The following is a 437-nucleotide window of genomic DNA, read 5'->3' as shown; positions in this document are numbered from 1 at the left end:
GGTTGGCGTGCAGGGCATAACCGACGTAGCGCGCCGTGCGCGGGGCGCCGATGAGCCGTGCCACCTGTCCGTAGGTGGCCACCTTTCCGCGCGGTGTGCGCCGCACGACGGCGAACACCCGGTTGGCGTAGTCTCCCATGAGGTCTCCTTCGGTGCGCTCTTCGCTGATTGGGGCCACCATAGCAGACAAGCGGGCGATCTGAAAGCCCTTCTTCTCAGTTGCCCAACGTATGGGAGATGAGTATTGCTGATGCTGCCGCTTACGTATAAGATGACCGCGCTGGCTGCAAGGGACGCGATGGGCGTCGAAGAATGCGATCAAAGGAGCGGGAATGAAGCTTAAGGCGAAGATCATCGGGGCGGAAGCATGCGCCTTCGCGCTGTGCGTGGCGCTGGCAGGATGTGCCGGTGCGCCGGCGGGCAACGATGCCGCGAAC

General features: G+C 63.6%; 1 protein-coding gene. It reads right to left on the bottom strand.

Annotated elements, in window-relative coordinates; all coding sequences use genetic code 11:
* On the bottom strand, positions 1–139 hold a 139-nt coding region (locus NE591_RS12470; protein WP_256156771.1), incomplete at its 3' end, for an MGMT family protein.
* Positions 140–437 lie beyond the last annotated feature (298 nt).

Origin of the sequence: Adlercreutzia sp. DFI.6.23, from assembly GCF_024462535.1 — a bacterium.
In the GTDB taxonomy this organism is placed as follows: Bacteria; Actinomycetota; Coriobacteriia; order Coriobacteriales; family Eggerthellaceae; genus Adlercreutzia; species Adlercreutzia rubneri.
This window is presented reverse-complemented; position numbering and strand designations above follow the sequence as displayed.